The sequence below is a fragment of the Martinezella dioscoreae genome (assembly GCF_009176305.1).
Taxonomy (GTDB): Bacteria; Pseudomonadota; Alphaproteobacteria; order Rhizobiales; family Rhizobiaceae; genus Rhizobium; species Rhizobium dioscoreae.
Map to the genome: position 1 here is coordinate 614062 of NZ_BLAJ01000001.1, position 16087 is coordinate 630148.

At 59.5% G+C, this 16087-nt stretch carries 15 protein-coding genes; 5 read left to right on the forward strand and 10 right to left on the reverse strand.

Going from position 1 to position 16087, the window contains the following annotated elements:
- Nucleotides 1–59 precede the first annotated feature (59 nt).
- Nucleotides 60–812, forward strand: a complete 753-nt coding sequence (gene map, locus GDN47_RS02985; protein ID WP_112720880.1) for a type I methionyl aminopeptidase — start codon at nucleotides 60–62, stop codon at nucleotides 810–812.
- Nucleotides 813–864: 52 nt separating this feature from the next.
- Here map and GDN47_RS02990 read toward each other — a convergent pair whose 3' ends face one another.
- Complete coding sequence (locus GDN47_RS02990) at nucleotides 865–1449, reverse strand: PadR family transcriptional regulator (RefSeq protein ID WP_113388982.1); 585 nt, start codon at nucleotides 1447–1449, stop codon at nucleotides 865–867.
- Between the two features lie 432 nt (nucleotides 1450–1881).
- On the opposite strand from GDN47_RS02990, the gene sbmA reads away from it, so the two are divergent.
- Nucleotides 1882–3147 carry a peptide antibiotic transporter SbmA gene (gene sbmA / locus GDN47_RS02995; RefSeq protein WP_113388981.1) on the forward strand — a complete coding sequence of 422 codons (1266 nt, stop codon included), beginning with the start codon at nucleotides 1882–1884 and terminating at the stop codon, nucleotides 3145–3147.
- Nucleotides 3148–3337: 190 nt separating this feature from the next.
- Here sbmA and GDN47_RS03000 read toward each other — a convergent pair whose 3' ends face one another.
- Nucleotides 3338–4318: a polysaccharide deacetylase family protein gene (locus GDN47_RS03000; RefSeq protein WP_152092602.1), complete on the reverse strand. Its 981-nt coding sequence runs from the start codon at nucleotides 4316–4318 to the stop codon at nucleotides 3338–3340.
- Nucleotides 4319–4497: 179 nt separating this feature from the next.
- On the opposite strand from GDN47_RS03000, the gene GDN47_RS03005 reads away from it, so the two are divergent.
- The 3 genes from GDN47_RS03005 (at nucleotide 4498) to der (ending at nucleotide 7299) form a co-directional block, all read left to right on the forward strand.
- Nucleotides 4498–5079: an NnrU family protein gene (locus tag GDN47_RS03005; protein ID WP_152092603.1), complete on the forward strand. Its 582-nt coding sequence runs from the start codon at nucleotides 4498–4500 to the stop codon at nucleotides 5077–5079.
- 97 nt (nucleotides 5080–5176) lie between these two features.
- Nucleotides 5177–5860, forward strand: coding sequence for a tetratricopeptide repeat protein (locus GDN47_RS03010; protein ID WP_095435471.1), 684 nt, complete (start codon nucleotides 5177–5179; stop codon nucleotides 5858–5860).
- A gap of 11 nt (nucleotides 5861–5871) precedes the next feature.
- Entirely contained in the window at nucleotides 5872–7299 is a 1428-nt protein-coding gene (gene der / locus GDN47_RS03015) for a ribosome biogenesis GTPase Der (RefSeq protein WP_113332185.1), read from the forward strand.
- Nucleotides 7300–7338: 39 nt separating this feature from the next.
- Here der and GDN47_RS03020 read toward each other — a convergent pair whose 3' ends face one another.
- From GDN47_RS03020 to GDN47_RS03060, 8 genes are all read right to left on the reverse strand, one after another.
- Nucleotides 7339–7779: a MarR family winged helix-turn-helix transcriptional regulator gene (locus tag GDN47_RS03020; RefSeq protein WP_152092604.1), complete on the reverse strand. Its 441-nt coding sequence runs from the start codon at nucleotides 7777–7779 to the stop codon at nucleotides 7339–7341.
- A gap of 363 nt (nucleotides 7780–8142) precedes the next feature.
- Nucleotides 8143–9252 carry a glycosyltransferase family 4 protein gene (locus GDN47_RS03030; RefSeq protein WP_152092605.1) on the reverse strand — a complete coding sequence of 370 codons (1110 nt, stop codon included), beginning with the start codon at nucleotides 9250–9252 and terminating at the stop codon, nucleotides 8143–8145.
- 123 nt (nucleotides 9253–9375) lie between these two features.
- The gene (locus tag GDN47_RS03035; RefSeq protein ID WP_152092606.1) at nucleotides 9376–10293 is read right to left on the reverse strand and encodes a sugar kinase; all 918 of its coding nucleotides are present in this window, start codon (nucleotides 10291–10293) and stop codon (nucleotides 9376–9378) included.
- A 99-nt stretch (nucleotides 10294–10392) separates the two neighbouring features.
- Entirely contained in the window at nucleotides 10393–11379 is a 987-nt protein-coding gene (locus GDN47_RS03040) for an ABC transporter ATP-binding protein (protein WP_113332187.1), read from the reverse strand.
- Nucleotides 11372–12367 (reverse strand): ABC transporter ATP-binding protein, encoded by a 996-nt coding sequence (locus tag GDN47_RS03045; protein ID WP_113351813.1) that lies wholly within the window; start codon nucleotides 12365–12367, stop codon nucleotides 11372–11374. The genes GDN47_RS03040 and GDN47_RS03045 overlap by 8 nt, the downstream gene beginning before the upstream one ends.
- Before the next feature lies 1 nt (nucleotide 12368).
- On the reverse strand, nucleotides 12369–13286 hold the full coding sequence (locus GDN47_RS03050; protein ID WP_069612725.1) for an ABC transporter permease subunit: 918 nt from the start codon (nucleotides 13284–13286) through the stop codon (nucleotides 12369–12371).
- The gene (locus GDN47_RS03055; RefSeq protein ID WP_113332189.1) at nucleotides 13283–14206 is read right to left on the reverse strand and encodes an ABC transporter permease subunit; all 924 of its coding nucleotides are present in this window, start codon (nucleotides 14204–14206) and stop codon (nucleotides 13283–13285) included. The genes GDN47_RS03050 and GDN47_RS03055 overlap by 4 nt, the downstream gene beginning before the upstream one ends.
- A gap of 51 nt (nucleotides 14207–14257) precedes the next feature.
- Nucleotides 14258–15838, reverse strand: a complete 1581-nt coding sequence (locus tag GDN47_RS03060) for a peptide ABC transporter substrate-binding protein (RefSeq protein ID WP_113395400.1) — start codon at nucleotides 15836–15838, stop codon at nucleotides 14258–14260.
- Nucleotides 15839–16087: the final 249 nt, after the last annotated feature.

Here is a 16087-nt window from a genome sequence, read left to right on the forward strand (position 1 = left end):
GCGACCTTGAGCCTCTCGCCGCACGTTGCCGAGAGTGCGAGGGGTGCCGGAAGCCGTAGATGATCGTTTCGACCGAAGAAGAACTGACCAAACTAAAAGATATCGGCCGCATCTGCGCCAACGCGCTGCAGGCCATGGCCGCGGCACTGGAGCCGGGTATTACGACGCTGGAACTCGACGCGATCGGCCGCAAGGTGCTGGAAGATGCCGGCGCGCAATCGGCGCCGGAACTGGTCTACAAGTTCCCCGGCGCGACCTGCATCAGCGTCAACGAGGAAGTGGCTCATGGCATTCCAGGCCCACGTGTTATCAAGGCGGGCGATCTGGTCAATCTCGATGTATCGGCCGAGAAGGATGGCTTCTTCTCCGATACCGGCGCGTCCTTTACCGTGCCGCCGGTCAAGCCGAAGATCGAGCGCCTTTGCCGCGACGGTAAGAGGGCGCTCTGGGTCGGCCTCAATCAGGTGAAGAGCGGTGCGCCGCTTGCGAAGATCGGGCAGGCGGTCGGCGCCTTCGCGCAGAAGAACCGCTATACTTTGATTGCCAATCTCGCCAGTCATGGCATCGGTCGCTCGCTGCACGAAGAGCCCGCCGAGGTTTCCACCTGGGCGGACCCTTCCGAGACCCGGATCATGGAGGATGGCCTGGTTTTTACGGTCGAGCCATTTCTGTCGCTCGGTGCAACCTGGGCAGAGGGCGGCGACGACGCCTGGACGCTCTATGCCGATCCCCAGGCTCCCACCGTCCAGTACGAACACACGATCATCGCTACCCGCAACGGGCCGGTCATCCTGACATTGCCGGACGCATGAAGCATGTCGTTATCGCAAAACCGCTACGCAGTTTTGCGCGACATGCCGTAGCTCAATCGCCAGCCTTTGGGCTGTCCTCGTCCTTCGTTTCGCCGCGGATGATATCGGCGGCGGCGCGCTCGAGGATTGCCGCGATGCGTGCGCCTTCGGCCTTGCTCCATGGGAACTTCGAGCGAAGCGCGGAACGCAGTAGGTGGCGGGCGCGATGCACATCGCCGCTGCCATGGCGGTCGAACGGATTGTCACGGCCATCCTCGTCTTCACCGCCGAAAACCTCGCGGACGCGGGCCATTTTCTCGCCGATGGACGTGAGCTTGGCGAGCGTCACTTCGACCAGATCACGGTTGTCGTCGACGCGCTTCTGGCCGCTTTCGGTGATGCGGTAGAGCTTTTTCGTGCCGCTCACCTCGACTTCGGCCTGGCCGGTCTCTTCGAGATAAGTCAGCGCCGGGTAGATGACGCCCGGGCTCGGTACATAAAAGCCTCCGGAGCGCTCCTCGAAGGTCTTGATCAGCTCATAGCCGTGACGCGGCTGCTCGGAGAGCAAAGCGAGGATGATGAGCTGCAGGTCGGCCGCATCGAACTTGCGGCCGGTGCGAAACCCGCCGCCGAACATGCCGCCCTTGAAGCCTCTCATGAAGTCTCTCCTGTGCTCGCCGCGCGATTCACGGCCTCGACCGTGTCGTAGGATATATGCCTCGACGATGTCAAAGCCATCTCCGAACATGTGACGATCTCTAAAACCTCTCATATCGTTTCTCCTTGAAGGGTGAGAGTTTATATCGTTAGTCATGTCGTAAGATATATATCGTAAGATAGTTTTCTGCAAGAGGCGAGCTGCGAGATGGGACGATCGCTTGCTGGTTATCATTCAAAAGCGGGAGAGAGTTCATCCAATGGGTGAAAATCCGTTGCTGAACAACTGCATCACGATCGTGGGATAAGCGATTACATCTATGTAAGAATATGTCTTGGCCGGTTGCCGCTCTTGGCGAACTGTCCTAGGCTCGCCACAAATTAACGTCATTTGCGGTTCCAGTCTGAACCCGATCAAGGAAGCCTATCCACCGTGTTCCACTCCTTCTTTCCGCAGCCGAAACCTTTCTTCACGTCAATGGTGGTCTGGACGCTTGCCTGCATTGCGGCCTGGTATCTGTTCTTTTCGGACCTGGGGACACGGCTAGGTTTCGTGTTGCCTGGTGAAGGAAAGGAGCCATACGATCTCAGCTATTTTCTGCTGTGGGGAAATCTCTGGTTTTACGGATTCTTTCTTGCCTGCATCGTTATCTTCTGTGGTGCTTGGCACATTCGCGCCTGGAGCCACCCCTGGAAGATTTGGTCGCTTTGGGGTTCTGCGCTCATCATCCTGGTTACCTATTTCGGTGTTCAGGTCACCGTAGTTATCAACAATTTTCGCCGCCCCTTCGGCGATCTGCTACAGGCTGCACTCACGAAGCAGCCGGGTGTGACGACTGACAGTTTCTATTCGTTGATGATCATCTTTGCGCAGATCGCGTTCCTCAGCATGTTCGTCTCGATTCTGACGGATTTCTTTACGAGCCACTACATCTTCCGCTGGCGGACGGCGATGAACGACTTCTACATGTCGAAGTGGGAGAAGCTTCGCCATATCGAGGGTGCCTCGCAGCGTGTGCAGGAAGACACAATGCGCTTTTCCAGTGTGCTGGAAGGCCTCGGCATCAGTCTCATCAATTCCGTTATGACGCTGATTGTGTTCCTGCCAATTCTGCTTGCGCTTTCGACCTACGTAACGGAGCTGCCGATTATTGGCAAAATTCCGCATTCACTTTTCTGGCTGGCGCTTTTCTGGTCGATCTTTGGCACCGTTCTACTGGCGGTCGCTGGCATCAAGCTTCCTGGGCTGAATTTCAAGAACCAGCGCGTAGAGGCGGCTTATCGCAAGGAGCTTGTCTATGGTGAGGATCACGAAGAGCGGGCACAGCCCACGACGGTGAAGGAGCTTTTCGCCAACGTTCGGCGCAATTATTTCCGCATCTACTTCCACTACGTTTATTTCAACGTCGCGCGCTATTTCTATCTGCAGGCCGATACGATGTTCGTATTGTTCATGCTGGTGCCGACCTTCGTTGCCGGTGCGATCACATACGGTATATATCAGCAGATCGCGACTGCCTTCGGTCAGGTCAGCAATTCCTTCCAATACCTCGTCAATTCTTGGACGACGATCATCGAGCTTCTGTCGATTCACAAGCGTCTGAAGGCTTTCGAGGCAGCGATCGACGATGAGCCGTTACCGAAGATCGATCAAACCTATCTGGAACGCGAAGCGGGCGTCATCCACGCCGACGGCTGATGAGAAGGCTCCGTAGACTTTTCGTTGGTTAGAATATTCGGGCCATCCTCGCCTTCGACAAGCTCAGGGTGAGGATGGAGCGCGTTATTGCGTGAAGCCAATTCAATATTCAGCCTTCTGCAGGAGGCGTCCTCATGGTGAGGCCGCCTGAAAGGCCGTCTCGAACCACGAGGGCTTCGTCCGATTGCCCTCACCCCTGCTGCGGCTTGCCTCTTGCCGCAATCAATGGAATCGCTTCAGAATAGCTGACGCAGGCGACATCCTGCTTGTGGCAGACATCGCTGACGAAGCGGTCGAGGGCGCGCCAATAGGCGCCGTCATTCATTTCGACGAAATGGAAACCGAGCTGCAGCGGAATGCGCTCGCCGTCATACTGCTTGTTGAAGGCGGCTTCGAAGGCATCGAAGGTGCGGTCTTCATAGGTCTTGGCATTGGCCTTGTCTTCTACGCCCCTGGAGTGGCGGACATAGAGATTGTAGTCCATGCCGATGACCTGGCGATGTTCGGGACCTTCGGGGATCAGTGGCAGACCGAAGCGATAGATGCCGTCGACGACCTGCGGCAGTGCAGGGCCTTTGGTGACCAGGCTTGCATCATACTGGAAACCCATCTCCTTTTCCGCTGGCACGAGGCCATCGCTGGTGGAGAGATAGGGCGCGCGAAATCCCTTGACGTCGTTCGTCGCGAAATCTTCCCAACCCTGGGGCTCCTTGTCGGCAAGGCCAACATTCTTCCAGGCGTCGCGAAGCGCGATCCGCGCATTCATGAATTCCTGTTTCCAGTCAGCAGCACTCCAGCCCTTGCCGTCAAAATGGCCGCAGGCATGGCTTGAGATGTCGTGGCCTTCCTGATGCGCGCCCCAGATATTGGCGATGCGCGTGCGCACATCATCCTCGCTCTTGGCGAAGCCGACATTCGATTTGCCCGGCCGCTGCTTCGGCCCCTGGTAGGCCTTGGCCTGCGTCTTGTTCATCAGGAAAGTGCAGGACAGAAAGTAAGTGAAATGCGCGCCATTGCGCGAAGCGATCTCGCGGCTCTTGGTCCAGAGCGCATTGTCATGAGCACCATCGAAGGAGATCATGACGAGTTGCTTGGGCTTGTCATCGGCCTGGGCGGCGACGGGAAGCCCTAAGGAAATGGCGACGGAGAGACAGGTAGCAAAGCGAAACATGGGTACCGAATATTGATTGCGTCGAGCAAGGCTTGCCAGGAATCGTCCAGCGATATCGGATAGCGCGCTCAGGATCGCTTCCTTCCTTTCGCGCAATTGCGGCGAAGCTGCGGTGATGCTGGCATTTTTTTGCGGCAGCCGATAAGGATGTGACTACAAGACCATAAAGGATTTCATCCATGGCATTGCTCGTTCTCGGCATTGTTCTCTTTCTCGGCCTCCATCTGGTCCGTGTTGTTGCCCCCGGCCTCAGACGCTCGATGATCGCGCGTTTGGGTGAGGGCGGTTGGAAGGGTGCCTATTCGATTGCCAGCATCGTGGCGCTGGTCATTCTGATCTACGGTTTCGGTCAGGCGCGCGACATGACCCCGATCTGGACGCCGCCGTTCTGGATGAGCCACATCACCATCCTGCTGATGCTCTTCGCCCTGATCTGTCTTGTCGCCTCGCTGCTGCCGGCGGGGCATATCGCGGTCAGGACCAAGCATCCGATGGTGCTGTCGGTGAAGATCTGGGCGTTGGCGCATCTCCTGTCGAATGGTGATGGAGCGGCGATATTGCTCTTTGCCGCCTTCCTCTGCTGGGGCGTAATTCTGCGCATTTCGCTGAAACGGCGCGAGCGGGCCGGCGAAATTACCCCGCGTCCGTTCGTTTCGGCGAAATATGATCTTTATGCGATCGTCATCGGCGTTATTGTCTGGGCCTTGATCATTTGGAAGCTTCATGCGTGGATTATCGGGGTTTCGCCGCTCGTTATGTGACGATTTCTGCCATTCCCCCTTACATCAGCCGCAAAATGGAGTAGAAGGCCCCACTAAACCTAAGCTTTGAACTATTTGGCCTGGGCCGGAGACAAGAATGGCATTCAATGACGATAGCTTCATCCGCGAGGTGAACGAGGAACTGCGCTCGGACCAGCTGCGGTTCATATGGCGTCGTTTCGGCAAGCTCATCATCGGTGCTGCCGTGCTCGTCGTCCTTGGCACCGCAGCCTATAGCGGCTATCGCTATTGGGCCGGCAATCAGGCCGGCAGCGGTGGCGATCAGTTCATTGCCGCGCTGACGCTGGCCGATCAGAACAAGACGGATGAAGCGCTGGCCGCATTCGCCGCCATCGAAAAGAGCGGCCCCGGCTCCTATCCGGTGCTGGCCCGCCTGCGCGCCGCGACGCTGCAGGCACAGAAGGGGGACAAGGCCGCTGCCATCGCCACCTTCTCGGCGGTCGGCAAGCAGACGGACCTTCCGGTCGTTATCCGTAATGCGGCCCGCCTGCGTGCTGCCTACCTTCTCGTCGATACCGGCACCTACGATCAGGTCGCCGCCGAAGCCCAGGAACTGGCCGTCCCCGCCGACGCCTTCCGCCATTCGGCGCGCGACGTTCTCGGCCTTGCCGCTTACAAGGCCGGCGATTTCGCCAAGGCCCGGCAGTGGTTCCAGGCGATCGTCGACGATCCGCAGAGCCCGCGCAATGTTGCCAACCGTGCCCAGATGCTGCTCGATCTCATCACTGCATCCGGCAAGGCTCCGGTCGCAAAAGGCTGAAGGATCGCTCAATGAGTTTTACGGTCGCGATCGTCGGTCGCCCGAATGTCGGCAAGTCCACGCTGTTCAACCGGCTGGTTGGCAAGAAGCTGGCGCTCGTCGACGATACGCCGGGCGTCACGCGTGACCGTCGTCCCGGCGATGCCAAGCTGATCGATCTCCGTTTTCGCATCGTCGACACCGCCGGTCTTGAAGAGGCTCAGGATGAATCGCTTCAGGGCCGTATGCGCGCCCAGACGGAGGCGGCGATCGACGAAGCCGACCTGACGCTGTTCGTCGTCGATGCCAAGATGGGCCTGACGCATGTCGACAAGACGCTTGCCGAAATGCTGCGCAAGCGCGGCCGGCCCGTGGTGCTGGTTGCCAACAAATCCGAAGCGCGTGGTTCCGACAGCGGATTCTACGATGCCTATACGCTCGGTCTCGGCGAACCTTGCCCGATCTCGGCCGAACACGGCCAGGGCATGATGGATCTGCGCGACGCGATCGTCGAGGCGATCGGGCCTGAGCGCGCCTTCGGGGAAGAGGAAGATGAGGCGGAGACGAATGTCAGCATTCCACGTCCTGCCGTCGGCGAAGATGGCGAAGAGATCGACGAAGAGCCCGCCTATGACGAGACGCGCCCGTTGCGCGTGGCGATTGTTGGCCGTCCGAATGCCGGTAAGTCGACGCTCATCAACCGCTTCCTTGGCGAAGACAGGCTGCTGACCGGCCCGGAAGCTGGCATCACCCGCGATTCCATCTCCGTCGACTGGAGCTGGCGGGGCCGTACCGTCAAAATGTTCGATACCGCCGGAATGCGCCGCAAGGCGAAGGTCACGGAGAAGCTGGAGAAGCTCTCGGTTGCCGACACGCTGCGCGCCATCCGTTTCGCCGAAACCGTCGTTATCGTCTTTGATGCGACCATTCCCTTCGAGAAGCAGGATCTGCAGATCGTCGATCTCGTGATCCGCGAGGGGCGTGCCGCCGTGCTTGCCTTCAACAAGTGGGACATGATCGAGGATCGCCAAGCCGTGCTCGCCGATCTGCGCGAAAAGACCGACCGGTTATTGCCGCAGGCGCGGGGCATTCGCGCCATACCGATTGCCGGCCAGACGGGCGAGGGGCTTGATCGCCTGATGCAGGCGATCGTCGATACGGACAAGGTCTGGAACAAGCGCGTCTCGACCGCGCGCCTCAACCGCTGGCTCGAGACGCAGCAGGTTCAGCATCCGCCACCGGCCGTTTCCGGCCGCCGCATCAAGCTGAAATACATGACGCAGGTAAAGGCGCGGCCGCCGGCCTTCATGATTTCCTGCACCCGTTCGGATGCGCTGCCGGAATCCTATGTGCGCTATCTGATCAATGGCCTTCGTCAGGACTTCTCCATGCCGGGCGTGCCCATCCGCATTCATTTCCGCTCGTCGGAAAATCCCTACGAAAACAAAAAGAAGCGGTAACTCGCCGAAGCGCCCCATCGAGAGATGGGCGCGCTTCAATCAGGCGGCATTCCTGCTGAGCGCCTCGCGCAACGTCGTGATTTCCGCCTTCAGCCGTGCGAGTTCGTCCACTGTTTGCTCGGTGGCGTCGAGAATGCAAGGGGGAACGGTTGCGGCCTTCTTCTTCAGGGCCTTGCCTTCACTGGTCAGTTGAATCAGCACTTGGCGCTCATCTTCCTTGCTGCGGATGCGCTTGATGAAGCCGGCTGCTTCCAGGCGCTTCAAGAGCGGTGTCAGCGTGCTTGATTCCAGAAACAGCTTTTCACCGATGCCGCCAACGGTCTGGCTGTCTTCCTCCCATAGTGTCACCATGACGAGATATTGCGGATAGGTAAGATTGAGCGCGTCCAGCATCGGCTTATAGAGACGATTCATCGCATGGTTCGCCGAATAGAGCGCGAAGCAGATGAAGTTATCCAGCTTTAACGGGTCGTCGGTCATCTCAAGTACTCCCTGAGAGGTCTAATGTAGATCGTGCGATAAATAATTGTACACCCAAATTTATGCCTGAGCTACGGGTTTCTTCCGTTTTTGGAAAGGCAGCTGCTGAGGCTCTGGCGAGGCACGGTCTTTTCGGGTCGATCAATGCCGTGGTGATCGAGTGCCATAAATGGTGGTCCAAAGATAAGAATCAAATGACATTCTTCGCGCCATTGCTCGATGTGGGCTTCATCGTGCTGGATAAGACGCAGCTATCCGATTCTCATGCAGGGCTATGCTATGCCGTCAGGGCAGCGCGGTGATCGTTGACGGCATGTAAGGCCGGAGCTGCAACTTCACTGATGGTGCCGATCGTTTGGGGACTCAATGCCTGTTGTGGACGTGCAGCCGGCCTCGGTGATTGGCAATTCTGACATTGCCGATAAATTGCGCCGTCGCCGCCTCCCAGGAATAGTTGAGTGCCAGCGTGTGTGCGGCATCGCGGGAGCAAGAGAGTGCGGCGAGGCAGGCCGTTGCTAGATCGGCATCTACAACGCCGGCAGCCCTGTTTCCTCCCAGAATATCCGCGGGGCCGGTGACGGGGTAGGCGGCGACCGGAACGCCGCTTGCGAGCGCTTCCAGAATGGCGTTGCCAAAGGTGTCGGTCTTGGACGGGAAGACGAAGACGTCGGCCTGCGAATAGGCATGCGCCAGTTCCTCGCCGAATTTCGCACCAAGAAAATGGACATCAGGGTAGAGCTTCTGCAGTTCGGCCCGGGCGGGGCCATCGCCCACCACCACTTTCGATCCGGGCAGGTCGAGATCGAGGAAGGCGGGCAGGTTCTTCTCCAGCGCGACGCGGCCGACAGTCATGAAGATGGGACGGGGCAGGCCGAAGGGGGCGTCGTCCTGAGGCTGCGGTCGAAACAGCGAGGAGTCGATGCCGCGGCTCCAGGGCAGCAGGTTGCGGATGCCACGCTGCTTGAGTTCGGTTGCCAGACTTGGCGTTGCTACCATGCAGCCATAGCCCGCATTGTGAAACCATTTGACGAAGGCATAGAGCCAACTCTCCGGTATCGGCAAGCGAGCAGCGACATATTCAGGAAAGCGGGTGTGGTAGCTGGTCGAAAACGGCATGCCGTTTCTCAGGCACCAGCGCCTGGCCGTAAGCCCGAGGGGACCCTCCGTAGCGATGTGGACATAAGTTGGCCGGAGTGCTTCTATTCTTGCGGCGATCTTGCGGTAGCTGGCGATCGAAAGCCGGATTTCCGGGTAGGTCGGGCAGGGGATATTACGAAAGCCGTCCGGCGTGATCATCGAGACCTCGACGCCCATGCGCGTCAGTTCCCGATTGGTGTTCTCGATGGAGCGGACGACGCCGTTGACCTGTGGATGCCAGGCATCGCTGACGATGAGCAGCCGTTCGGGTACTGCGACAGGTGTCGCCGCCTGCGTCCAGGTGGTTTGATCGATGTCTGACAAGCGTTGCAACATGCCCAAAACAGTCCATCCGCACCGCATCCTCATGATGACGGTGCCAGCGATTGCGGTGTTTCAAACATGATTCCCGCGCCCACTCTATTGTGGGGGGTGTCCATGATGGAAATATTACAGCGTTTAGCGGATGGACTTCAGCTTCTCGGGCGAGACGAGCGCACCGTATTCCTGAATGACCTTTGCCGCGATCTTGGCTGCGAAGCCGGCGGCAGCGACCGCATCCTGATGCTGCAGATAGTGAGCCAGAAATGCGCCATTGAAGCTGTCGCCGGCGCTGGTGGTGTCGACGACCTTGGCGACCTTGACCGCCGGGACGAGGGTCTCATCGGTACCATCGCCGATGGTCGCGCCCTCGGCGCCGTTCTTGACGACGATCATCTGGGCTCCGTACTGCCGGTAACGGCGGATGGTGGCGGGAATCGAATCGTCGCCGAAATGCACGGCTTCATCATCGAAGCTCGGCATGACGAGCGTTGCGGCGCGCGCGCCTTCCGAAATCATGGTGTGCATGGCGTCGAGGCTGGACCACAGGCGAGGGCGCAGGTTCGGATCGAAGGCAACCAGCTTGCCGGCAGCCTTGGCGCGACGCAGTTCTGCGAGCAGCGTGAAGGCATCTTCGCGCGGCAGGATCGCCAGCGTGATGCCTGAGAAATAAAGGACGTCGGAGGCTTCGATTGCAGCGCGCAGGGCATCGCCATCGGCCGCAAGCTGGCGGGCGGCTGAGCTATCGCGCCAGTAACTGAAGGAGCGTTCGCCATCCTTCAAATTGATCATGTAGAGGCCGGGAGTCTTGCCGCGCAGGCGGCGGATGCTCGCCGTGCCGATGCCGGCGCCGCCCATGAAGGCGATCATTTCGTCGGACATGGCATCGTCGCCGAGGGCGGTGAAATAATCGATCGACCAGTCGGCCGGCAAGCAGGCGCGGGCATACCAGGCGGTGTTGAAGGTGTCGCCGGCAAAGCCCTTGCGCAGGTGCCCGTCATCGGCTTGCGACAATTCCACCATGCATTCGCCGATCGATAGAAAACGCCCGCCCAAGACTGCCTCCTGCATTTTGTCTTGGTGCTGCATACGCGCAAGCGGCGGCTGGGGCAAGGTGGACGGCGGCTGCCGCCGTCCACTTTCGCTGGATCTGCTTTACGGCCGATCCATGTGATAGCAGGCCGCCGTCTGACCCGGACGGACGTGCTCGGTTGGCGGCATTTTCGTGCGGCAGATATCTGTCGCCTTCCAGCAGCGGGGCGAGAAGACGCAGCCCGGCGGCGGATTAAGCGGCGAGGGCGGATCGCCCTGCAGGCGGATACGCTCGCGGCCACGAGCGAGCTTCGGATCGGGGATTGGCGCGGCGGAGAACAGCGCCTGCGTGTACGGATGAGCCGGATGATCGAAGACTGTCGCGGCTTCGCCTGCTTCCACCACCTTGCCGAGGTAGAGCACCAGCACGTCGTCCGAGATCAGGCGCACGACAGAAAGATCGTGGCTGATGAAGATCAAGGTGAGGCCGAACTCCTTGCGCAGGCGACGCAGAAGCGTGATGACCTGTCCCTGGATCGAAACGTCGAGCGCCGAGACCGGCTCGTCGCAGATGATGAGCTTCGGCCGGGTGATAACGGCGCGGGCGATGCCGATGCGCTGCGCTTGGCCGCCCGAGAATTCGTGCGGGTAACGGTTGATCATCTCCGGAACGAGGCCGACGGCAGCCATGATCTCGCGAACGCGATCTTGCCGCTGCGCCCGAGTCAGTTTCGGTTCGAAGACCGTGAGCGGCTCGGCGATGATGTCGCCGACGGTCATGCGCGGATCGAGCGAGGCGATCGGATCCTGGAAGATGATCTGCATGTCGCGGCGGGCGGCACGCATTTCCTCTTCGGTGAGATCGAGCAGATTGCCGCCTTGCCAGAGAATGCGGCCTTTCTGCGCCTTGATCAGCCGCAGGATGGAGCGGCCAAGCGTGGACTTGCCGCAGCCGGATTCGCCGACGATGCCCAGGGTGCGGCCGGTTTTCAGTTCGAAGCTGACATCGTTAACAGCCGTGAGGATCATCGGCGGCTTGAAAAAGGATTTCGACGGCAGTTCAAATTCGGTCGTCAGATGCTCGACCTTCAGAAGCGTTTGCTCAGCCATGGACGAGGCTCCGTTCCTGATTAGCCGAAAGGGGATGGAAGCAGGCCGCACAGCGTCGCGATGAAAGCTGGTCGAGCGGAGGCGCGGCGTCGAGGCAGTCGTCCTGCACATGGGCGCAGCGCGGCGAGAAGGCACAGCCGCGCGGCAGGTGCATCAGGTTCGGCGGCCGTCCAGGGATGACGGTGAGGTCGTCGACATCCTGGTCCGGCCTCGGGATCGCCGAGTGAAGCGCCGCCGTATAGGGATGGGCCGGGCTTTCGAACAGCTCCTCGACCGGCGCTTCCTCGACGATGCGGCCGGCATACATGACGGCAACGCGGTCGGCGAGACCGGCAACGACGCCGAGGTCATGGGTGATCATGATGAGCGCCGTTTGCATTTCCGCGGTCAACTCATTGAAAAGATCAAGAATCTGCGCCTGGATCGTTACGTCGAGCGCCGTCGTCGGCTCGTCGGCGATCAAGAGCTTCGGCTTGGTCAGCAGCGCCATGGCGATGACGATGCGCTGGCGCATGCCGCCCGAAAGCTCGTGCGGGTAGAGGTTGAAGCGGCGGGTCGGGTCAGGGATGCCGACACGCTTCAGCATATCGAGCGCCGCTGCCGAGGCGGCACGCGCCGAAAGCCCGCCATGAACTTCGAGCTGTTCCGTCAACTGCCGCGAGATGCGAAGCGACGGATTGAGGGCGGTCATCGGGTCCTGGAAGACCATGGCCATGTCCTTGCCGCGCACATGGTCGAGTTCGCGCGGTTTCAGCGTCAGTAGATCCTTGCCGTCGAGCAGCGCCTGGCCGCTGGTGCGGCCGTTCTTGGCGAGCAGGCCCATCAAGCCGAGAAAAGTCTGGCTCTTGCCGGAGCCGGACTCACCGACGATAGCGATGCGTTCGCCGCGGCCGATTTTGAGGTTCATCTTGGAGACTGCCGCCACTTCGCCCTCGGGCGTGCGGAAGGTGATCGAGTAGTCTTTGAGTTCGAGAAGTGTGTCTGTCATGTCAGCGATCCTTCGGATCGAATGCGTCGCGCAGACCGTCGCCGATGAAGAGCAGGCTCATCAGCAGCGCGACCAGGAAACCGGCAGGGAAGAACAGCAGCCAGGGCGTCGTCTCCATGCCCGCCGAGCCTTCGGCTATCAGCGTGCCGAGAGACGTCAGCGGCTCCTGGACACCGAAGCCCAGATAGGAGAGGAAGCTCTCCGTCGCGATGATTTCCGGGATGGTCAGCGTCGCGTAGATGACGACCGGGCCGACGAGGTTCGGCACGATATGTTTCAGGATGATCTTGAACGATCGCTGCCCCGAGGCGCGGGCGGCCTCGATGAATTCCCGCTGCTTGATCGACAAGGTCTGGCCACGCACGATACGCGCCATGGTGAGCCATTCCAGCGCACCGATCGCCGCAAACAGCAGGTAGACGTTACGGCCGAAGATCACCATCAGCAGGATGACGAAGAGGACGTAGGGCAGGGCGTACATGATATCGACGAAGCGCATCATGATCGCATCGACGCGACCGCCGAAATAACCGGCAACGGCGCCATAGAGCACGCCGATGACGACCGAGACGAGGGTCGCAACAAGTGCGACCGTCAGCGAGACGCGGGTGCCGTAGAGCGTGCGCGCCAGCAGGTCGCGGCCATTGCCGTCGGTACCGAAATAGTGGCCGGCGGCGAAGTCTGGAGCGCCGCGGAACGACGTCCAGTCCGGATCCTCATAGTTGAAGGGCAGGAAATACGGGCCGAATATGGCGACCAGAACCAGCACGGCCAGTATGACCAGCGAAAGTGCCGCCGCCTTGTTGCGCAGGAGACGACGCATCGCGTCGCCTGTGAGGGAACGCCCCTTGGGTGCGAGCCCTTCTGCCGAAAGCAATTCCGCTTCCAGCAATTCTCTTTTGGCGGAATTGAGGATCATCGCATTCTCACTTTCGGGTCGAGCCAGGCATAGGCGATGTCGACCAGCAGGTTGAGGACCACGATCAGGACCATGTAGAAAATGACCGTGCCGAGGACCATGCCGTAATCGCGGTTCAGCGCCGCGCCGACGAAGTAGCGGCCGACGCCGGGGAGGCCGAAAATGCTTTCGACGACCAGCGAGCCGGTGAGCAGATAGCTTGCCGCCGGTCCAAGATAGGAAACGACAGGCATCATGGCCGGCTTCAGCGCGTGGCGCATGATCGTCAGTCGCGGACCGATGCCTTTGGCCTTGGCGGTCCGGATGAAGTTCTGGCCCATCACCTCGATCATCGAGCCGCGCATCAGGCGTGAGATGCGTGCCGCGTGCGGCAGCGTCAGGACGATGATGGGCAGGATGAGGAATTTGACGGAGCCGTCACCCCAGCCACCGACCGGCAGCCAGCCGAGCGTGTTGCCGAAGATGAGCTGCAGGATCGGCGCGATGAGGAAGCTCGGCATGACCAGGCCGATGAGGAGACCGCCGCCCAGCCAGTAATCGGCCGCGCGGTTTTGATAAAGCGCCCCGAGACAGCCTATGAAGATGCCGACGACAGTTGCAAGCACGAAAGCGGCGCCACCAATGGTCAGCGTGTAGGGGAAGCCGGACATGATCTGCTGGGTGACGGTGAAGTCCTGATTGGCGAAGGAGGGGCCTAGGTCGCCCTTCATGACGTCGCCGACATAGATCAGGTATTGCTCAACCAGGGGCTTGTCGAGGTTGTAGTGAGCCGCGAGGTTGGCTTTGACTTCCGGCGGCAATGGCCTTTCGCCATCGAAGGGGCCGCCGGGAGCGAGGCGCAGAATGAAAAAACACACTGTCACGGCAATCCACAGAACCGGGATTGTCGACAGCAAACGACGGAGAGCGTAGCCAAACATGGTCTTAGACGGCTCCCTCCCGATCGTGTCCGGGAGGGAGCCTGTTCCCAATTATTCTTTGATCGACAGCCAGCGCGTGCGGTGGATGTCCTGGATGTTGTCAACGTAACCCTGCACCTTCGGGGCGACGATGCTTCTGGAAACGTAGTAGTAGATCGGGATCGCGGCGCTGTCGTCGAGGGCGAGCTGCTCGGCCTTCTTGTAGATCTCGGCGCGCTTCTTGAGATCGGTTTCTTCATTGCCCTGCTTGATCAGAGCATCGTAGTCCTTGTTGCTCCAGCGGCCGTAGTTCATGTCGACGCCGGTGGAGAGCAGGTTCAGGAAGTTGATCGGGTCGTTATAGTCGGCGAGCCAGCCGGCGCGGCCGATCTGCACCTCACCGCGCTGCATTTCATCGTAATGCACCTTGGTTTCGGTGTTGTAGAGCTCGATATCGACGCCAAGCGGCTTCCACATGGCCGCGATCGCAACGGCAATGCGCTTGTGGTTGTCGTTGGTGTTGTAGCGCAGCTGTGCCTTCAGCGGGTGGTCAGGGCCGAAGCCGGCGTCCTTCAGCAGCTTCTTGGCCTCTTCGACCTTCTGCTTGTAAGGCTCGTCCTTCCAGCTGACATAGGCCGGCTCGCCGTAATTGGCCGTGCCCGGCGGCACCCAGGAATACATCGGCAATTCGCCGGTGCCTAGGATCTTCGGGCCGATGACTTCGCGATTCACGGCCATGGAGAGGGCCTGGCGAACGCGCTTGTCGTTAAATGGCGGCTTGGTGGCGTTCAGGACGTAGTAGTAGGTGCCAAGGAAGGGCACCACATGTGCCTGGCCGGGCAGGTTCTTCTGGATCCAGTCATATTGATCGGCCGGGAATTCCGTTAGAATATCAAATTCGCCGGCGCGATAGCGCTTCAGAGCAGCGGCCTGATCTTCCAGCGTGTAGAAGTTGACCTTGTCAATTTTGATATCGTTGGCGCCATAATATTGATCGTTCTTGACCGCGGTGACGTGCGAGCCAGGCACCCACTCCACTGGCTTGTAGGGACCGTTGGTGACGATGTTGCCAATCTTGACCCACTCATCACCCTTGGCTTCCACAACGTGCTTCGGCAGCGGATAGGCCGTATAGTGCATCAGAGCATTGAGGAAGTAAGGGGTGGGGTTCTCAAGCGTGATTTCGAGGGTCTTGTCGTCGATCGCCTTGACGCCGAGCTGGGTCGGATCCTTGATCTCCCCCTTGTTGATCTTTTCCGCGTTCAGGATCGTGTACTGCAGATAGGCGTATTGAGCAGCGGTCTTCGGGTCCATCAGGCGCTGGAAGGCGAAGACGAAGTCCTGAGCCGTCACCGGTTGTCCATCGGACCACTTGATGCCGTCACGCAGCTTGAAGGTATAGACCTTCTGGTCGGGCGAAATCGTCCAGCTTGCAGCCTGGCCTGGAATTGGGTTGTCCTTGGGGTCCTCGGTCACCAGCCCTTCGAAGATATCGCCGTCGATGCGGTTCTCCCAATCGCCGGAAATTTTTTGCGGATCGAGCGAAGTCGGGTCGCCGCCGTTGTGGATATTGAGGGTCGCGGCATGCGCCGAAACGCTCAATATCGTGCTGACGAAAGCCGCAGCGATAAATTTTCGGGTGATATGCGCCATATGTTTTCCCACCTTTCTGGAGTTATTGTCCTTGTTTTACAAGGGTATTCTTGATCCCGCAGGTAACCTTCACGTACAGGTCAATGCGCGAAATTATCGAAAGCGACGTCGCTTTCAAGTTAAAAAAAGTCGGGCATGCTTAGCATGTGAACTTTCATATTCACAAATCTCTAAAATTGATACAGCGAATTTATCCGCCCGATGGTTGAGTTTCTCAGGCAGCCGATTTGCAGCTTGCCGCCTGCGCCC

Excerpts from the sequence above, each read along its gene's own strand:
- GDN47_RS03030 (WP_152092605.1), bottom strand. The coding sequence starts at position 9,252 with ATGTTGCAACGCTTGTCAGACATCGATCAAACCACCTGGACGCAGGCG.
- GDN47_RS03010 (WP_095435471.1), top strand. The coding sequence starts at position 5,177 with ATGGCATTCAATGACGATAGCTTCATCCGCGAGGTGAACGAGGAACTG.
- GDN47_RS03020 (WP_152092604.1), bottom strand. The coding sequence starts at position 7,779 with ATGACCGACGACCCGTTAAAGCTGGATAACTTCATCTGCTTCGCGCTC.
- GDN47_RS03000 (WP_152092602.1), bottom strand. The coding sequence starts at position 4,318 with ATGTTTCGCTTTGCTACCTGTCTCTCCGTCGCCATTTCCTTAGGGCTT.
- GDN47_RS02990 (WP_113388982.1), bottom strand. The coding sequence starts at position 1,449 with ATGAGAGGCTTCAAGGGCGGCATGTTCGGCGGCGGGTTTCGCACCGGC.
- GDN47_RS03040 (WP_113332187.1), bottom strand. The coding sequence starts at position 11,379 with ATGGCTGAGCAAACGCTTCTGAAGGTCGAGCATCTGACGACCGAATTT.
- GDN47_RS03055 (WP_113332189.1), bottom strand. The coding sequence starts at position 14,206 with ATGTTTGGCTACGCTCTCCGTCGTTTGCTGTCGACAATCCCGGTTCTG.
- map (WP_112720880.1), top strand. The coding sequence starts at position 60 with ATGATCGTTTCGACCGAAGAAGAACTGACCAAACTAAAAGATATCGGC.
- GDN47_RS03050 (WP_069612725.1), bottom strand. The coding sequence starts at position 13,286 with ATGATCCTCAATTCCGCCAAAAGAGAATTGCTGGAAGCGGAATTGCTT.
- der (WP_113332185.1), top strand. The coding sequence starts at position 5,872 with ATGAGTTTTACGGTCGCGATCGTCGGTCGCCCGAATGTCGGCAAGTCC.
- GDN47_RS03060 (WP_113395400.1), bottom strand. The coding sequence starts at position 15,838 with ATGGCGCATATCACCCGAAAATTTATCGCTGCGGCTTTCGTCAGCACG.
- GDN47_RS03045 (WP_113351813.1), bottom strand. The coding sequence starts at position 12,367 with ATGACAGACACACTTCTCGAACTCAAAGACTACTCGATCACCTTCCGC.
- GDN47_RS03005 (WP_152092603.1), top strand. The coding sequence starts at position 4,498 with ATGGCATTGCTCGTTCTCGGCATTGTTCTCTTTCTCGGCCTCCATCTG.